The organism is Luteimonas sp. MC1782, assembly GCF_014164605.1.
In the GTDB taxonomy this organism is placed as follows: Bacteria; Pseudomonadota; Gammaproteobacteria; order Xanthomonadales; family Xanthomonadaceae; genus Luteimonas.
This window is the reverse complement of record NZ_JACJFT010000001.1, coordinates 920,923-936,598: the sequence shown is the minus strand read 5'-3', so window position 1 is coordinate 936,598 and position 15,676 is coordinate 920,923. Positions and strand designations below refer to the sequence as shown.

Annotated in this window: 16 protein-coding genes and 2 pseudogenes; 16 read left to right on the top strand and 2 right to left on the bottom strand. The window is 71.7% G+C overall.

Features of this window, described 5'->3' with window-relative positions:
- Nucleotides 1-35: 35 nt before the first annotated feature.
- Together H5368_RS04435 and H5368_RS04430 are read right to left on the bottom strand one after the other, a co-directional pair.
- Nucleotides 36-521, bottom strand: a complete 486-nt coding sequence (locus H5368_RS04435; RefSeq protein WP_182821744.1) for an OmpA family protein — start codon at nt 519-521, stop codon at nt 36-38.
- 123 nt (nt 522-644) lie between these two features.
- Nucleotides 645-1,538: a folate-binding protein YgfZ gene (locus tag H5368_RS04430; protein WP_182821742.1), complete on the bottom strand. Its 894-nt coding sequence runs from the start codon at nt 1,536-1,538 to the stop codon at nt 645-647.
- 100 nt (nt 1,539-1,638) lie between these two features.
- Between H5368_RS04430 and H5368_RS13590 the strand changes: the two are divergent.
- From H5368_RS13590 to kdsB, 16 genes and pseudogenes are all read left to right on the top strand, one after another.
- Nucleotides 1,639-1,725, top strand: a pseudogene (locus H5368_RS13590) (DUF1674 domain-containing protein); the annotation flags it as partial.
- Nucleotides 1,726-1,809: 84 nt separating this feature from the next.
- Complete coding sequence (gene sdhC / locus H5368_RS04420; protein WP_182821740.1) at nt 1,810-2,199, top strand: succinate dehydrogenase, cytochrome b556 subunit; 390 nt, start codon at nt 1,810-1,812, stop codon at nt 2,197-2,199.
- On the top strand, nt 2,196-2,609 hold the full coding sequence (gene sdhD / locus H5368_RS04415) for a succinate dehydrogenase, hydrophobic membrane anchor protein (protein WP_182821738.1): 414 nt from the start codon (nt 2,196-2,198) through the stop codon (nt 2,607-2,609). The genes sdhC and sdhD overlap by 4 nt, the downstream gene beginning before the upstream one ends.
- Nucleotides 2,610-2,624: 15 nt before the next feature.
- Nucleotides 2,625-4,415 (top strand): succinate dehydrogenase flavoprotein subunit, encoded by a 1,791-nt coding sequence (gene sdhA, locus H5368_RS04410; RefSeq protein WP_182821736.1) that lies wholly within the window; start codon nt 2,625-2,627, stop codon nt 4,413-4,415.
- 11 nt (nt 4,416-4,426) lie between these two features.
- The gene (locus tag H5368_RS04405) at nt 4,427-5,218 is read left to right on the top strand and encodes a succinate dehydrogenase iron-sulfur subunit (RefSeq protein WP_182821734.1); all 792 of its coding nucleotides are present in this window, start codon (nt 4,427-4,429) and stop codon (nt 5,216-5,218) included.
- Between the two features lie 52 nt (nt 5,219-5,270).
- Nucleotides 5,271-5,696, top strand: coding sequence for an MAPEG family protein (locus H5368_RS04400; RefSeq protein WP_182821732.1), 426 nt, complete (start codon nt 5,271-5,273; stop codon nt 5,694-5,696).
- A gap of 20 nt (nt 5,697-5,716) precedes the next feature.
- Complete coding sequence (locus tag H5368_RS04395; protein WP_182823745.1) at nt 5,717-5,965, top strand: succinate dehydrogenase assembly factor 2; 249 nt, start codon at nt 5,717-5,719, stop codon at nt 5,963-5,965.
- Entirely contained in the window at nt 5,895-6,365 is a 471-nt protein-coding gene (locus tag H5368_RS04390; RefSeq protein ID WP_255486344.1) for a hypothetical protein, read from the top strand. Before H5368_RS04395 ends, H5368_RS04390 begins: the two co-directional genes overlap by 71 nt.
- A 26-nt stretch (nt 6,366-6,391) precedes the next feature.
- Complete coding sequence (locus H5368_RS04385) at nt 6,392-7,633, top strand: lipoprotein-releasing ABC transporter permease subunit (RefSeq protein ID WP_182821730.1); 1,242 nt, start codon at nt 6,392-6,394, stop codon at nt 7,631-7,633.
- Nucleotides 7,626-8,366 carry a lipoprotein-releasing ABC transporter ATP-binding protein LolD gene (gene lolD, locus H5368_RS04380; RefSeq protein ID WP_182821728.1) on the top strand — a complete coding sequence of 247 codons (741 nt, stop codon included), beginning with the start codon at nt 7,626-7,628 and terminating at the stop codon, nt 8,364-8,366. The genes H5368_RS04385 and lolD overlap by 8 nt, the downstream gene beginning before the upstream one ends.
- A gap of 144 nt (nt 8,367-8,510) precedes the next feature.
- Nucleotides 8,511-10,961: pseudogene (locus H5368_RS04375) on the top strand (DNA internalization-related competence protein ComEC/Rec2); the annotation flags it as partial.
- Nucleotides 10,909-11,598, top strand: coding sequence for a MotA/TolQ/ExbB proton channel family protein (locus H5368_RS04370; RefSeq protein ID WP_182821724.1), 690 nt, complete (start codon nt 10,909-10,911; stop codon nt 11,596-11,598). The pseudogene H5368_RS04375 and the gene H5368_RS04370, both read left to right, overlap by 53 nt.
- 7 nt (nt 11,599-11,605) lie before the next feature.
- Nucleotides 11,606-12,049: a biopolymer transporter ExbD gene (locus H5368_RS04365; protein ID WP_182821722.1), complete on the top strand. Its 444-nt coding sequence runs from the start codon at nt 11,606-11,608 to the stop codon at nt 12,047-12,049.
- Nucleotides 12,046-13,887, top strand: coding sequence for a lipid A export permease/ATP-binding protein MsbA (gene msbA, locus H5368_RS04360; RefSeq protein WP_182821720.1), 1,842 nt, complete (start codon nt 12,046-12,048; stop codon nt 13,885-13,887). The genes H5368_RS04365 and msbA overlap by 4 nt, the downstream gene beginning before the upstream one ends.
- The gene (gene lpxK, locus H5368_RS04355) at nt 13,884-14,906 is read left to right on the top strand and encodes a tetraacyldisaccharide 4'-kinase (protein ID WP_182821717.1); all 1,023 of its coding nucleotides are present in this window, start codon (nt 13,884-13,886) and stop codon (nt 14,904-14,906) included. The genes msbA and lpxK overlap by 4 nt, the downstream gene beginning before the upstream one ends.
- Nucleotides 14,899-15,672: a 3-deoxy-manno-octulosonate cytidylyltransferase gene (gene kdsB / locus H5368_RS04350; RefSeq protein WP_182821715.1), complete on the top strand. Its 774-nt coding sequence runs from the start codon at nt 14,899-14,901 to the stop codon at nt 15,670-15,672. The genes lpxK and kdsB overlap by 8 nt, the downstream gene beginning before the upstream one ends.
- Nucleotides 15,673-15,676 lie beyond the last annotated feature (4 nt).

Genomic DNA, 15,676 nt, shown 5'->3' with positions numbered 1-15,676 from the left:
GTGGGTGCTCGACGCAACCCGGCTGCCGGGGACTGTTACGGCGCGACGACCTTGACGTCCACGCGCCGGTTGGGCGCCAGGCAGGTGATCAGCGCCTGGCCTTTTTCGCCGTCGCACGCCGCCACCGGTTCCACGCTGCCGCGGCCGACGGCGGTGATGCGGTCGGCGGGCACGCCGGCCGCCGCCAGGTAATCGCGCACGGCCGCCGCGCGCTTGCGCGACAGCTCCACGTTGCCCGCCGCGCTGCCGATGCGGTCGCTGTGGCCGATGACGTGCACCACGTCGACCGCCGGCAGGACCCGCACGCGCGCTGCCAACTGGTCGAGTTCGGCGCGTCCGGCCGGGCTGATGTTGTCGATGCCGGACTTGCCGAATTCGAACAGCGCGTCCCCCGACAGCGTCTGGTTGAAGCTCGCCGGTGGCGCCTCGGCGGCAGGCGCCGGCGGAGGCGTGCTGGTGGCACAGGCGGCCAGCAGGCAGGCGGCGAGCGAGGTCGCCACGAGTGCGATCGAACGGGTCATGCGTTTCCCCTTGCGTGATGGTCACGGGCCGGCCGGACGGCCGCCCGCTGCGCGGATTCCCCCGCAGCGGAGCATAGCGTCACGATGCCACCGCGCTGCGACGGCGCTCGCGGTTCGGGTGCGTCAGCGCGCCAGTCCGTCGCGCAGTGGCAGCACGGCCAGCGTCCGGCCATCGGCTTCGAACGTGGCCGAGTCATCCCGTTCCAGGGGCAGCACCGCAAGTGCGAGTGCTGCAGCAGGACATGCGCTGCCGGCCGCATCGCCACTGCACGCGACCGTGCCCAGCGGCTTGCCGTCGCCCAGCACGTCACTGCCCGCCGCCGGTGCAGCCGGTGCGCCGAACAGCACAAGCCCGCGCTTGGCCTTGCCGAGGAAATGCGTGCGCGCCACGATCTCCTGGCCGGGGTAGCAGCCCTTCTTCACGCTGTAGGCCTTCAGCCGGTCCAGCGACAGCTGTTGCGGCGTCCACGCTTCGGTCTGCGATGGCGGCAGCCGCGGCCAGCCGTGGGCGAGGTCGAAGGCGTGCCAGCGCGCCTGCGCCGCCGGGTCGGGCCCGGCCGCGACGGCGGAGACACGCAGGCTGCGGGGCAGGGTGCCGTCGCCGAAGTCGAGTTCGACGCCGGAGGCGTCGTCGCCCGCAAGGACCGCGCCGCTGGCGCGCTCCGGCGCGGTGAACGCACCCGCCACGTGCAGCTCCGGTCGCGCCGCCACCTTGACCTTGCTGCGGAACACCAGGCCGCGCAGGCGCGCTGCCAGCGCTTCGGGGTCGCCGTCTGGAACCAGCATCCAGACGCTCTCCGGACCCAGGCGCAGCACGGCGAACAGCGCAATCACCCGCCCCTTGGGCGTCAGCCAGCCGCTCCAGTGCCAGCCGTTGTCCGCAAGGGCTGCGACATCGCTCATGCACTGCGCTTGCGCGAAGGCGAGCGCGTCACGGCCTTCCAGGCTGATGACCGCGTGGTCGGGAAGTGCGAAGCAGCCGGCGTCCACGACGCCCGGCTTGTCCAATATGGCCATGGGAACTAGACTTTCATTCGTGCCAGACCCCGAGATCATAGGCGAAACGCCGCCCCCGACCGTCCCCGTGCATCCCGCGGACGCGGTGGCAACGCCGCCACCCGCGCCGGAATACGGGGGCCGCGACGGTCCCGACCCGACGCGCTACGGGGACTGGGAAAAGAACGGACGCTGCATCGACTTCTGATGCGTTCGCCGCCCCGGGCGGCCTGACCAGACCCCACCAGCCAACGCGGCAGTCATCGCCGCCCAGCGAGAGATGCCTGCCGCGATGAGACACCCAAACCGCCCCCTGTCGCCGCACCTCCAGGTGTACCGCTGGCAGATCACCATGCTGATGTCGATCCTGCACCGCGCCACCGGCATCGCGCTGGTGGTCGGCGCGTTCGGCCTGGCCTGGTGGCTGCTCGCCGTTGCCGCCGGCGGCGACGCCTACGCCTCGGCCAGCGCCTGCCTCGCGTCGCCGCTTGGCCGCATCGCGCTGTTCGGCTTCTCGCTGGCGCTGATGTACCACCTGCTCAACGGCATCCGCCACATGCTGTGGGATGCCGGCTGGGGCTTCGAGCTGCCGGAGGTGTACCGCTCCGGTTACGCCGTGTTCGTGCTGACCGCGGTGCTGACCGCGGCCATCTGGTTCTTCGCGCTGGGAGGTGCGGCATGAGCGACGTGAAAGCCGGCGCCGCCGCGCGCCGCGACCTGCGCACGCCGCTGGCGCGCGCCCGGGGCATCGGCTCCGGCAAGACCGGCACCGGCCACTTCTGGTACCTGCGCCTGACCTCGATCGCGCTGATGCTGCTGGTGCCGTGGCTGGTCGGCACGCTGGTGTCGCTGATCGGGGTCGACCTCGCCACCGCGCAGGCGGTGCTGGCGCGTCCCTACAACGCCATCCTGATGGCCGCCCTGCTGGTTGCGCTGTTCTGGCACACCAAGCTGGGCCTGCAGGTGGTGATCGAGGACTACGTGCACAACCGCGCGGTCGAAGTGACCCTGCTGGTGCTCAACTCACTGCTCTGCGCCCTCGGTGCCCTGGCTTCGCTGTACGCGATCGCCCGCATCGCGCTGCTTGCCTGACCTGCGAAGCCCAAGATGACCAACGCCTACAAGATCACCGAACACAAGTACGACATGATCGTGGTGGGGGCCGGCGGTGCCGGCCTGCGCGCCACCTTCGGCCTGGCCCACAAGGGCCTGAAGACCGCCTGCATCACCAAGGTGTTCCCGACCCGTTCGCACACCGTGGCCGCGCAGGGCGGCATTTCCGCCGCGCTCGGCAACATGGGCGAGGACGACTGGCGCTTCCACTTCTACGACACCATCAAGGGTTCCGACTGGCTGGGCGACCAGGACGCCATCCAGTACATGTGCCGCGAGGCGATCCCGGCGATCATCGAGCTCGAGCACCAGGGCGTGCCGTTCTCGCGCACCGAGGAGGGCAAGATCTACCAGCGCCCCTTCGGTGGCATGACCACGCACTACGGCAAGGGCACCGCGCAGCGCACCTGCGCTGCCGCCGACCGCACCGGCCACGCCATCCTGCACACGCTGTACCAGCAGTCGCTGGCGCACCAGGCCGAGTTCTTCGTCGAGTACTTCGCGCTCGATCTCATCATGGACGCCGACGGCGCCTGCCGCGGCGTGCTCGCCATCGACATGGCCGAAGGCACGCTGCACCTGTTCCGCGCCCAGGGCACGGTGCTGGCCACCGGCGGCTACGGCCGCGCGTACTTCTCCGCCACGTCCGCGCACACCTGCACCGGCGACGGCGGCGGCATGGCGCTGCGCGCCGGGCTGGGCCTGCAGGACATGGAGTTCGTGCAGTTCCATCCCACCGGCATCTACGGCGCCGGCTGCCTGATCACCGAGGGCGTGCGCGGCGAGGGCGGCATCCTGCGCAACTCCAACGGCGAGCGCTTCATGGAGCGCTATGCGCCCAACGCCAAGGACCTCGCGTCCCGCGACGTGGTGAGCCGCTCGATGACCATCGAGATCCGCGAAGGCCGCGGCGTGGGCGAGCACAAGGACCACATCCACCTCGACCTGACCCATCTCGATCCGGCCGACATCCACGAGAAGCTCCCCGGCATCGCCGAGAGCGCGCGGATCTTCGCCGGCGTCGACGTCGAGAAGCAGCCGATCCCGGTCATCCCCACCGTGCACTACAACATGGGCGGCGTGCCGACCAACTACCACGGCGAAGTGGTGCAGCTGAAGGACGGCAACCCCGACGCGATCGTCCCCGGGCTGTACGCCATCGGCGAGGCCGCCTGCGTCTCGGTGCACGGCGCCAACCGCCTCGGCTCCAACTCGCTGCTGGACCTCGTGGTGTTCGGCCGCGCGGTCGCCAACCGCTGCGCCGAGACCATCCGCCCGGGCGGGCCGCACAAGTCGCTGGCGCCGGACGCCTGCGACCGTTCGCTGGCGAACCTCGACAAGCTGCGCCATGCCAAGGGCGACACGCCCACGGCGGTGATCCGCGACCGCATGCAGCGCACCATGCAGGCGGATGCCGCGGTGTTCCGCACCGGCGAGACGCTGGCCGAGGGTGTCACCAGGATCCGCGAGATCAACGATTCGTTCGCCGATGTCCGCGTCAGCGACCGTTCGCTGGTGTGGAACTCGGACCTGATCGAGACCTTCGAGCTGCAGAACCTGCTGGGCCAGTCGCTGGCGACCATCGTGGCCGCGGAGAACCGCAAGGAATCGCGCGGCGCGCATGCCCGCGAGGACTTCCCGGACCGCAACGACGCCGAGTGGCAGAAGCACTCGCTGACCTGGGTGGACGATGCCGGCAACACCCGCATCGACTACCGCCCGGTGCACATGTACACCCTCGACGACGAAGTCGAAGTCGTGCCGCCCGTCGCGCGCGTCTACTAGGATCAAGGCAGATGGCTGAATTCTCACTCCCCAAGAACTCGACGATCCACAAGGGCAAGCGCTTCGCGGCGCCCGCCGGGGCCTCGCGCGTTCGCGAATTCAAGGTCTACCGCTGGAGCCCGGACGACAGCGAAAACCCGCGCACCGACACCTACGAGGTCGACCTCGACAAGTGCGGGCCGATGGTTCTCGACGCGCTCATCAAGATCAAGAACGAGATCGACCCCACGCTGACGTTCCGCCGTTCGTGCCGCGAGGGCATCTGCGGCTCGTGCGCGATGAACATCGACGGCACCAACACGCTGGCCTGCACCAAGGCCATCGCGGACTGCGGCAAGGGCAAGGGCGAAGTGCCGATCTACCCGCTGCCGCACATGGAGGTGGTCAAGGACCTGATCCCCGACATGACGCACTTCTACGCGCAGTACGCGTCCATCCAGCCGTGGATCCGCACCCAGAGCCTGCCGCCGCCGGACCGCGAGCGCCTGCAGAGCAAGGAAGACCGCGCGAAGCTCGACGGCCTGTACGAGTGCATCCTGTGCGCCTGCTGCAGCACCGCCTGCCCGAGCTACTGGTGGAACGGCGACCGCTACCTGGGCCCGGCAATCCTGCTGCAGGCCTACCGCTGGATCGTCGACTCGCGCGACGAGGACACCGGCGCGCGCCTCGACGACCTCGAGGACCCGTTCAAGCTCTACCGCTGCCACACCATCATGAACTGCACGCGCACCTGCCCGAAGGGACTCAATCCCGCCAAGGCGATCGGCGAGATCAAGCAGCTGATGCTGGCACGCCAGGTCTGATCCAACCCGCGCCGGCACCCGCCGGCGCGTTCGTTTCGGGGGAACGAAATCCATGCTGGCGACCCATCCGATCCTGCTGCCCGCGCTGGTGCTGGTGGCGCTGACCTTCGTGGTCATGGTGCGCATGTACCGACAGCGCGTGGCGCAGATGAAGCGCGAGCGCATCCACCCGCAGGCGGTGGCCACCTCCGCACAGTCCGCGCAGCTGCTCACCGACAGCGGCGCGGCCGACCACTACCGCAACCTGTTCGAGCTGCCGGTGCTGTTCTATTTCGGCGTCGCCGTCGCGCTGGCGCTTGGCGTGCACGACGTCGGCCTGCTGGTGCTGGCCTGGCTGTTCGTGGCGCTGCGCGTGGTGCACGCCGTGATCCACTGCGGCTACAACAAGGTCATGCACCGCTTCAAGGCGTTCCTCGCCGGCAGCGCGCTGCTGCTGCTGTTCTGGATCCGCCTGGCCTGGTGCCTGCTGGCGGCATGAGCACGCTGGACGACAGCATCCTGGATGACGACACCGAGTTCCGGCGCCTGCGCTGGAAGTGCCGCCGCGGCATGCGCGAGCTCGACCGCCTGCTCGAACGCTGGCTGGAGCGCGAATGGCGGCAATCCCCGGCCGACGAGCGCGCGGTTTTCCTGCGCCTGCTCGACAGCGAGGACGATAGGCTGTGGAAATGGTTCCTTGGCCACGCCCAGCCCGATGACCCCGAACTCGCCGCACTGGTCCGGCGCATCGCCGACCTGCCGCATTGAGTGGCGCCCCTCGCGCTGGCTGCTGGCCGCGCTGATCCTGCTCACCGCGCTGGCCGCGTGCGCGTTGCCGGCGAGCGGCCTGCCGCGGCCCCTGGCGTGGCTGCTGGTTCCGGTGGTGCTGGCATGCGGGCTGGCCGCGGCGCGTCGCCATGCCCGCGCGGCCCCGGGCGTGGTCGCAATCGATGCCAGGCGGCGCGTGCTGGTCGACGGCGTGGCGGTGGCGCAGCCACGGCTGCAATGGCGCGGACCCCTGGCGGTGCTGTCCTGGCGCGATGCCGGCGGGCACAGCCGCTACCGCAGCTGGTGGCCGGATACCCTGCCGCCGGCGCGCCGCCGTGAACTGCGGCTGGCCGCCGACAACCTGATTCCCGCCCGCGCCACGCCACAAATGGCACCATAGCGGCCTTCGAGCCCGCGCGAGACCCGATGTTCAAGCCCATCCCCGTGGCCATCGGCCTGCGCTACCTGCGCGCCAAACGCCGCAACGCCTTCATCTCCTTCATTTCCCTGGCCTCCATCCTCGGCATCGCCGTGGGCGTCACCGCGCTGATCACCACGCTCGCGGTGATGAGCGGCTTCCAGCGCGAGATCCGCGACCGCATGCTGGAGATGACCCAGCACGCCACGGTGTCCGCCGACGGCGCGCGCATGGAGAACTGGCGCGATGCGGTGGCCGCCGCCAAGCGTGACCCGCGCATCGCCGGCTCCGCGCCCTACATCTCCACCGAGGCCCTGCTGTCCGGCCAGCGCCGCCAGCCGGCCATGCTGCGCGGCATCGTCCCGGGTGATGAAGCCCAGGTGTCGGTGCTCGGCGAACGCATGGTCGAGGGCAGCCTCGATACGCTGGCTCCGCGCAGCTACAACATCGTGCTCGGGCGCGAACTCGCCGCGTGGCTGGGCGTGCGCGTCGGCGACAGCGTGATCGCCACCACCGACTACCAGGCCTCGCCCATGGGCGCGGTGCCGCAGCTCAAGCGCTTCACGGTCAGCGGCATCTTCGAGGCCGGCTACCAGGAGTTCGACAAGGGCCTGGCCATCGTCAACCTCGAGGACGCGCAGCGCCTGCTGCGCATGGGTGACGCCGTCACCGGCGTGCGCCTGCAGATGCACGACATGGACCTCGCGTTCGACATCGCCCGCGACCTCGCGCTGGCACTCGACGGCCCGTACCGCGTCAGCGACTGGACCAGCGAGAACGCCAACATGTTCCGCGCGCTCAAGCTCGAGAAGACCATGATGGCGATCCTGCTGTCGCTGATCATCGCCATGGGCGCGTTCAACCTGGTGTCGTCGCAGGTGATGCTGGTGACCGACAAGCAGGCCGACATCGCCATCCTGCGCACGCTCGGCCTCACCCCGCGCGGGGTGATGCAGGTGTTCATGGTGCAGGGCACGCTGATCGGCGTGATCGGCACGGTGCTGGGGGTGGTGGGCGGCATCGTGCTGACCCTCAACCTCGAACACATCCTGCGCGCCATCGAAGGCCTGTTCGGCGTGGTGCTGATGCCGGCCGACGTCTACTACATCACCGGCCTGCCGACCGAACTGTCGGCCAACGACATCGCCTGGATCGCCGCGGTGGCGCTGGCGATGGCGTTCGTGGCCACCATCTATCCCGCCTGGCGCGCGGCGCGCACGGCCCCGGCGGAGGCGCTGCGCTATGAGTGAGCACACGCGCGCATCGCGCATCAACCACGGCAACGGTCACCAGGGCGAAGTGCTGCGCGCCGAACGCCTGGGCAAGACCTACGCCGAAGGCAAGCTGCGCACGCCGGTGTTCGATGGCCTGGAGCTGCGCGTGGATGCCGGCGAGACGGTCGCCATCCTCGGCGCGTCCGGCGCCGGCAAGAGCACGCTGCTGCACCTGCTCGGCGGGCTGGACACGCCCACGGCGGGCGAGGTGTTCGTGTGCGGCCAGGCGATGGGCTCGCTGCCCGACGCCGAGCGCGGCCGGCTGCGCAACCGCGCGCTCGGCTTCGTCTACCAGTTCCACCACCTGCTGCCCGAATTCACCGCGCTCGAGAACGTGATGCTGCCGGTGATGCTGTCCGGCGCCGCGGTACCGGAATCGGCGGCCCGCGCACGCGCGCTGCTGGAATCCGTCGGCCTCGGTCACCGCCTCGAACACAAGCCCGGCGAACTCTCCGGCGGCGAACGCCAGCGCGCCGCCGTCGCCCGCGCCCTGGTCAACAGCCCCGCCTGCGTGCTCGGCGACGAACCCACCGGCAACCTCGACGACAGGACCGCCGCCACCGTCTTCGAACTGATGCTCGACCTCAACCGCGCCGAACGCACCGCACTGGTGCTGGTCACCCACGACCGCAGCCTGGCCCGCCGCCTCGACCGCGTCCTCGAACTCCACGAAGGCAAGCTCCGCGAAATCCCCCCCGCCACCGCCTGACCCAACCAACAACCGCCCCTCTTCGCGCCTTCGCGCCTTCGCGAGAAAAAAGCCCCTATCCCTGACCCCGCAACAGGGACGAAGGCGATCGCCACTACGTCCTGACGCAGCCACGCTGGCTTTCCTTGCATCCGGGCAGTCGGCATGAGCGGAATCATCGCGGCCCCCCCGCTCGGCGTGGGCGCCGCAGCAGCCCTGGTCGCCGGCGCCCAGGCCTGCCTGCTGCTCCCCGCGCTGCCCCCGGTCGCGTTGCTCGCGGCCCTGCTCCTCACCGGTCTCGTCGCCTGGTGGCGGCGCCAGGATCGCTGGCGATGGGCCGCCGCCGCGCTGTTCGGCTTCGGCCTGTGCGGCCTGCACGCGGCGGCATCGCTGGCCGCGCAACTGCCGCCCGCGCACGAGCGCGATGACTTCCAGCTCGGCGGCCGCGTCATCGGCCTGCCGGTGCACGAGGCGCGGCGCACGCGCTTCGACCTGCGCGTCGATGACGATCCCGCGCTGCCTGCGTTCCTGCGCGGCGCGCGGCTGCGCCTGTCCTGGTACGACAACGAATGGTCCGATGAACCCTCGCGCCGCGGCGAGATCGTCGCCGGTGGCGACTGGAACCTGCACGTGCGCCTGCGCGCGCCGCGCGGGCTGCGCAACCCGGGCAGCTTCGACAGCGAGAAGCACGCCATGGCGCAGCGCGTGGTCGCCACCGGCTACGTGCGCGAACCGGCCGACGCCGTGCAGCGCGGCCAGCCGCGCGGCATCGACGCTTGGCGCGACCGCATGGCCGCGCGCATCGATGCGGCGGTCACCAGCAGCTCGTCGCGCTACGTGCGCGCGCTGGCGCTCGGCGACACCCGCGCGCTCGACGATCGCGACTGGGAGATCCTGCGCGCCACCGGGCTCACCCACCTGATCGCGATCTCGGGCTTCCATGTCGGCATGGTCGCGGGCTTTTTCGCGCTGCTCGGCTCGGGGCTGTGGCGGCTGCTGCCCGGCCTCGGGCGCGTGCTGCCGCGGCCGCAGGCGTCGGCGGCGGTGGCGCTGTGCGGCGCGGTGGGCTATGCCGCGGTCGCCGGCTTCGCGCTGCCTACGGTGCGCACGGTGCTCATGATCGCCGTGGTGGTGGCGGCGCGGCTGTGGCGTCGGCCGCTGCGCATCGCCGATGCGCTGGCGCTGGCGGCGATCGCGGTGCTGCTGGTCGATCCGCTGGCGCTGCTGTCGGCGGGCTTCTGGCTCAGCTTCGCCGGCGTGGCCTGGCTGGTGTGGTGCCTGCCGCAGGCGCGCGGCGGCAACCTCGCGCGCGAGTTCCTGTCGGCGCAGTGGGTGGCCACGCTCGGCCTGCTGCCGCTCACGGTGATCCTGTTCGGGCAGGCCTCGCTGGCCGGGCCGTTCGCCAACCTGGTGGCGATTCCGTGGTGGAGCCTGGTGGTGGTGCCGCTGTCGCTGCTCGGCACCGCGCTGGACGGCCTGCACGCCGGCTGGGGCGAGGGCGCGTGGCGGCTGGCCGCGTGGGCGTTCGACCTGTCGTGGCCGGCATTCGCGCGGCTTGGCGCCAGCCCGCTGGCGCTGTGGTGGCTGCCCGAGCCGCGCTGGTTTGCCCTGCCGATGGCGCTGGCCGCGGCGTTCTGGCTGCTGCTGCCGCGCGGCATTCCCGGCAAGCCGCTGGCCGCGCTGCTGTGGCTGCCACTGCTGTGGCCCGATCGCCAGCTGCCGCGCCATGGCGAAGTGGAGCTGGTGGTGGTCGATGTCGGCCAGGGCCTGGCGCTGCTGGTGCGCACCGCGCGCCATGCGCTGCTGTACGACATGGGCCCGGCGATCCCCGAGGGCTACGACGCCGGCGAGCGCACCGTGGTGCCGGCGCTGCACGCACTCGGCGTGCGCCGGCTGGATGCCATGGTGGTGAGCCATGCCGATGCCGACCACGCCGGCGGGCTGGCCGCGGTGCGCCGGCGTTTCCCCGCGCCGCGCCTGCTCGCGCCGGAAGGCGCCGGCATCGACGAGGCGTCGCCGTGCCTGGCGGGCGCCCGGTGGCAGCACGATGGCGTGGCCTTCCGCATCCTGCATCCGCCGCTGCATTTCCCCTACCTGCGCAACGAGGCCAGCTGCGTGCTGCGCATCGAGAGCGTGCATGGCGCCATGCTGCTGGTCGGCGACATCGGCGCGCCGGTGGAGGAGCGCCTGGTCGGCCGCGTGCCGGAGGACCTTCCGGCCGAGGTGGTGGTGGTCGGGCATCACGGCTCGCGGCACTCGTCCACGCCGGGCTTCGTCTCCGCCATCGGCGCGCACCTGGCGCTGGTGTCGGCCGGCCACGGCAACCGCTTCGGGCACCCGGATGCCGGTGTCGTGGCGCGCTGGGAGGACGCGGGCGCCCGCGTGCTGGAGACCGCCGTGGGCGGAGCCTTGCGCATCCGCCTTGGCGCGGACGGCCTGGAGGCCGGCACCGAACGGGCGCGGCGGCCGCGGTTGTGGGATTCCGGGCGCAAGCGGGGGAAGAGGGTCGCGGTATCCTATCCGCCGGATTGAACGGCGGGCCCCCCGGCCCGGGGAGCAAGGCGTGCTGGAACTGGTCAAGGCAGGCGGATGGCCGATGCTGCCGCTGCTGCTGCTGTCGGCGGTGGCGCTGGCAATCATCGTCGAACGCTACTGGACGCTGCGCCGCAGCGTGGTGGTGCCCGCGGGCCTCGGCCGCGAAGTGCGCGACTGGGCCGGCCGCGGCGGCCATCTCGACCCCGCGCACATCGAGTCGCTGCGCGGCAACTCGCCGCTGGGCGCGCTGCTGGCGTCGGTGCTGGACATGCGCAACCGCCCGCGCGAGGAGATGCGCGAGCGCGTCGAGGATGTCGGCCGCCACCTGGTGCACCGCATGGAGCGCTACCTCAACGCGCTCGGCACCATCGCCGCCGCCGGCCCGCTGCTGGGCCTGTTCGGCACCGTGGTCGGCATGATCCAGATGTTCCTCGGCATCATGGATGTCGGCATGGGCGAGATGAACGAGCTCGCCGGCGGCATCGGCAAGGCGCTGGTGTGCGCGGCGGCCGGCATGATCGTCGCGGTGCCGGCGCTGATGTTCCACCGCTACTTCCGCGCGCGCATCGACGGCTACATCATCGACATGGAACACGAGGCGATCCAGCTGATGGACGCCATCGACCACCGTGCCAGGCGCGTCGCACCGGCCGCGGACGGCCACGCCGGCCATGCGGGCCACGACGCCGGCTACGCCATCGATCCGGCGCGGGCCTGAGCGCCGCATGCGCATCCGTGACCGCCGCGCCGAGGACGTGCCCGAGATCAACCTCGTGCCGCTGATCGACGTGATCCTGGTGCTGATCATCTTCTTCGTGGTCACCACCACCTTCGATACCCGCTCGGTGCTGAAGCTCGAACTGCCCAGCGCCGATGCGCGCCCGGCCGACAACGACCCGCAGGCGCTGAGCGTGCTGGTCAACGCCGACGGCCGCTACTTCATCGACGACCGCGAGGCGCTGCGCACCGACGTGGATTCGCTCAAGGCGACCATCATTGAAGTCGCGGGCGACGACCGCGAACGCGCCGTGCTGCTGCGCGCCGACGCACGCACGCCGCACCAGGCGGTGGTGACCGCGATGGACGCGCTCGGCCAGCTCGGCTTCAAGCGCGTGGCCATCGCCACCGCGCCCGCGTCCGGCGCGCGCACGGCGCCGCCCACGCAATGAGCGGAAGCACCCGCAACAGCACCGCTGCCGGCAAGCCCGCGGCCGGCGCGTCGGGGTCCGCCGTCGCGGCTGCTGCGGCCGCGGCCGAAGCTTCCACGCCCAGCGCCTGGGTCACCTACCGCCGCCTGCTCGGCTTCGCCGCGCGTTACTGGCCGCTGCTCACCGTGGCCACCGTCGGCATGGTGATCGAGGCCGGCGCGGGCGCGGCCTTCGTGTGGCTGATGAAGCCGCTGACCAACGACGGCTTCGTCGATCCCAAGCCCGAGATGGCGCTGATCCTGCCGCTGGCGATCATCTTCCTGTTCCTGCTGCGCGGCGTGGCGACTTTCTGCACCGACTACGGCATGGCGCGCTCCGGGCGCAGCGTGGTGCGCGACCTGCGCGAGCTGGTGCTGGGCAAGTACCTGCGCCTGCCGAGCAGCCGCTTCGATACCGAGGCCGTGCCCAACATGGTCAGCCGGCTCAACTTCGACACCGAGCAGGTCACCCAGGCCAGCGCCGATGCGCTGAAGATCATCGTCGCCGACGGCCTGACCATCCTGTTCCTGTTCGCGTTGATGCTCTACACCAGCGTCAAGGTCACCATGGCGATGATCCTGATCGCGCCGCTGATCGGGGTGCTGGTCTGGTACGTGGGCGGCCGCTACCGGCGCATCAGCCGCGGCATCCAGAGCAGCATGGGCGACCTGGCGCACAGCGCCGAGCAATCGCTGGCCGCGCAGCAGGACGTCAAGGTGCACGGCGCGCAGGCCTTCGAGCAGGCGCGCTATTCGTCGCTCGCCAACCGCGTGCTGCGGCTCAACATGAAGGTCGAGACCACCCGCGCGCTGTCGTCAGGGCTCGTGCAGATCCTCGCCGCGCTGGCGCTGGCGGCGATCGTGTGGGTGGCGATCGGCGAGGCGCTGGCCAAGCGCCTGGACCCCGGCGAGTTCATGCAGCTGATGACCGCGATGATGGGCATCATCCCGTCGCTCAGGCGCATCACCAACGTGCAGAGCGTGATCGGGCGCGGCGTGGCCGCGGCCGAGCGCCTGTTCTCGATCCTCGACGACGTCGAAGAGGACGACCGCGGCCGCACGCCGGTCGACCGCGCGCGCGGCGAGCTGGTGTTCGACGACGTCAGCCTGAGCTACGCGCGCGGCGAGGGCAGGGTGGCGCTGGACCACGTCAGCTTCACCGCGCGCCCGGGCACGGTCACCGCGATCGTCGGGCGCTCCGGCAGCGGCAAGACCAGCCTGATCCGCCTGGTGCCGCGCTTCTACGAGCCCGATTCCGGCCGCATCACCCTCGACGGCACGCCGCTGGCCGAGTACGCGCTCGCCGACCTGCGCCGCCAGGTGGCGCTGGTGGGCCAGCGCGTGGCGCTGTTCGACGACACCGTGGCCGCCAACATCGCCTACGGCATCGAGGCGCCGCGCGAGTCGATCCGCGCCGCCGCCGAAGCGGCGAATGCCTGGGAGTTCATCGAACGCCTGCCGCAGGGCCTGGACACCCCGATCGGCGAGAACGGCGCGCTGCTGTCCGGCGGCCAGCGCCAGCGCCTGGCCATCGCGCGCGCCATCCTGCGCGACGCGCCGATCCTGATCCTCGACGAAGCCACCGCCGCGCTCGACACCGAATCCGAACGCCTGGTGCAGGACGCGCTGCAGCGGCTGATGCCCGACCGCACCACGCTGGTCGTCGCGCACCGCCTGTCGACCATCGAACACGCCGACCAGGTGCTGGTGTTCGACCAGGGCCGGCTGCTGGAGCAGGGCACGCACACCGAGCTGCTGGCGCAGGGCGGGCTGTACGCGCACCTGCACGGCATGCAGTTCCGCGAAGGCGGGCCGGCGTGAGCCGCGTGCGCCAGGCGCCGCGCTGGTGGTTCGACGGCAGCACGCCGCCGCTGCCCGCGCGCATGCTGTCGAAGCTCTACGCCGCGGCCGTCGCCGCGCGCGTCTCGCTGTACCGCAAGGGCCTGCTGCGGCGGAAGCAGGCCGGCGCGCCGGTGGTCGTGGTCGGCAACCTGATCGCCGGCGGCAGCGGCAAGACCCCGCTCACGCTGGCCATCGTCGAGCGCCTGAAGGCCGCGGGCTTCACCCCGGGCGTCGCCAGCCGCGGCTACGGGCGCAAGGATGCGCGCGCCGCGGCCTGGGTGGATGCCGATACCGCGCCCGCCATCGGCGGCGACGAACCGGTGCTGATCGCCCGCCTGACGGGCGTGCGCGTGCGGGTGGATGCCGACCGCGCCGCCGCCGCGCGCGCGCTGGTCGCCGCCGGCTGCAACGTGGTGGTCTGCGATGACGGCCTGCAGCACTACGCACTGGCCCGCGACATCGAGATCGAAGTCATCGACGGCCGCCGCCGCCACGGCAACGGCCTGCCGCTGCCGGCCGGGCCGATGCGCGAACCCGCCGCGCGCGCCGCCAGCTGCGATTTCCGCGTGCTCAACGTCGGCAGCGATCCGGACCTCGTCGCCGGCTTCGGCGAATGGCCGATGTGGCTGGCGCCCGGCGACGCCATGCCGCTCGCCGGCGGCCGGCCGCGCAAGCTGTCGGACTTCATCGGCCAGCGCGTGCATGCCGTGGCCGGCATCGGCGACCCGGAGCGTTTCTTCACCATGCTGCGCAGCCTCGGCATCGCGGTGGTGCCGCATGCGTTCGCCGACCACCACGCCTACAGCGAGGACGACCTGCGCTTCGGCAGCGACCTGCCGGTGCTGATGACCGCCAAGGACGCGGTGAAGTGCGCGGCCTTCGTCACCGAGCGCCATTACATGGTGCCGGTGCGGGCGGAGCTGCCGGAGGCGTTCTGGATCGCGTTCCTGGCCAGGTTGCCCGCGGCGCGCACGCAGGCCGGCGGCGCCGATGCCTGAGCTCGACTTCATCGTCGCCATCCCCGCGCGCTTCGCGGCCACGCGCCTGCCGGGCAAGCCCCTGCAGCTGCTCGGCGGCGAGCCGCTGGTGCTGCATGTCGCACGCCGCGCCCTGGCCGCCGGCGCGCGCGAAGTCTGGGTGGCGGCCGACGACGCGCGCATCGCGCAGGCGCTGGACGGCAGCGGTGCGCGCGTGGCGATGACCTCGCCCGGCCACCTGTCCGGCAGCGACCGCCTGGCCGAATGCGCCGACATCGCCGGCTGGGCGGACGACGCGGTGGTCGTGAACCTGCAGGGCGACGAGCCGTTCGCCCCCGCGGCAGGGATCCGCGCGGTGGCGACCGCGCTGGTCGCGTCCGGCGCGGAGATGTCCACGCTCGCCACGCCGGTGGAGGACGTCGCCACGCTGTTCGACCCCAACGCCGTCAAGCTGGTCCGTGCCGCCAACGGCGACGCGCTGTACTTCAGCCGCGCGCCGCTGCCGTGGCCGCGCGATGCCTTCGCCACGGCGCAGGGGCGCGGGCAGATGCCCGGAGGCCACCACTGGCTGCGCCACATCGGCATCTACGGCTACCGCGCCGGCTTCCTGCGGCGCTTCGCGGCGCTGCCGCCCACGCCGCTCGAGCGCATCGAGTCGCTGGAGCAGCTGCGCGCGCTCGAGCACGGCCACCGCATCGCCGTGGCGCTGTCGCCGGAGCCGTTCCCGCCGGGCGTGGACACCCCCGAAGACCTGGCGCGCGCCGAGCTCCGACTGCAGCAGGCATAATCGG

Coding starts and splice junctions, on each gene's coding strand:
- sdhC (WP_182821740.1), top strand. CDS start 1,810: ATGAGACACCCAAACCGCCCCCTGTCGCCGCACCTCCAGGTGTACCGC.
- msbA (WP_182821720.1), top strand. CDS start 12,046: ATGAGCGGAAGCACCCGCAACAGCACCGCTGCCGGCAAGCCCGCGGCC.
- H5368_RS04385 (WP_182821730.1), top strand. CDS start 6,392: ATGTTCAAGCCCATCCCCGTGGCCATCGGCCTGCGCTACCTGCGCGCC.
- sdhA (WP_182821736.1), top strand. CDS start 2,625: ATGACCAACGCCTACAAGATCACCGAACACAAGTACGACATGATCGTG.
- H5368_RS04430 (WP_182821742.1), bottom strand. CDS start 1,538: ATGGCCATATTGGACAAGCCGGGCGTCGTGGACGCCGGCTGCTTCGCA.
- H5368_RS04365 (WP_182821722.1), top strand. CDS start 11,606: ATGCGCATCCGTGACCGCCGCGCCGAGGACGTGCCCGAGATCAACCTC.
- lolD (WP_182821728.1), top strand. CDS start 7,626: ATGAGTGAGCACACGCGCGCATCGCGCATCAACCACGGCAACGGTCAC.
- H5368_RS04400 (WP_182821732.1), top strand. CDS start 5,271: ATGCTGGCGACCCATCCGATCCTGCTGCCCGCGCTGGTGCTGGTGGCG.
- H5368_RS04435 (WP_182821744.1), bottom strand. CDS start 521: ATGACCCGTTCGATCGCACTCGTGGCGACCTCGCTCGCCGCCTGCCTG.
- H5368_RS04405 (WP_182821734.1), top strand. CDS start 4,427: ATGGCTGAATTCTCACTCCCCAAGAACTCGACGATCCACAAGGGCAAG.
- kdsB (WP_182821715.1), top strand. CDS start 14,899: ATGCCTGAGCTCGACTTCATCGTCGCCATCCCCGCGCGCTTCGCGGCC.
- sdhD (WP_182821738.1), top strand. CDS start 2,196: ATGAGCGACGTGAAAGCCGGCGCCGCCGCGCGCCGCGACCTGCGCACG.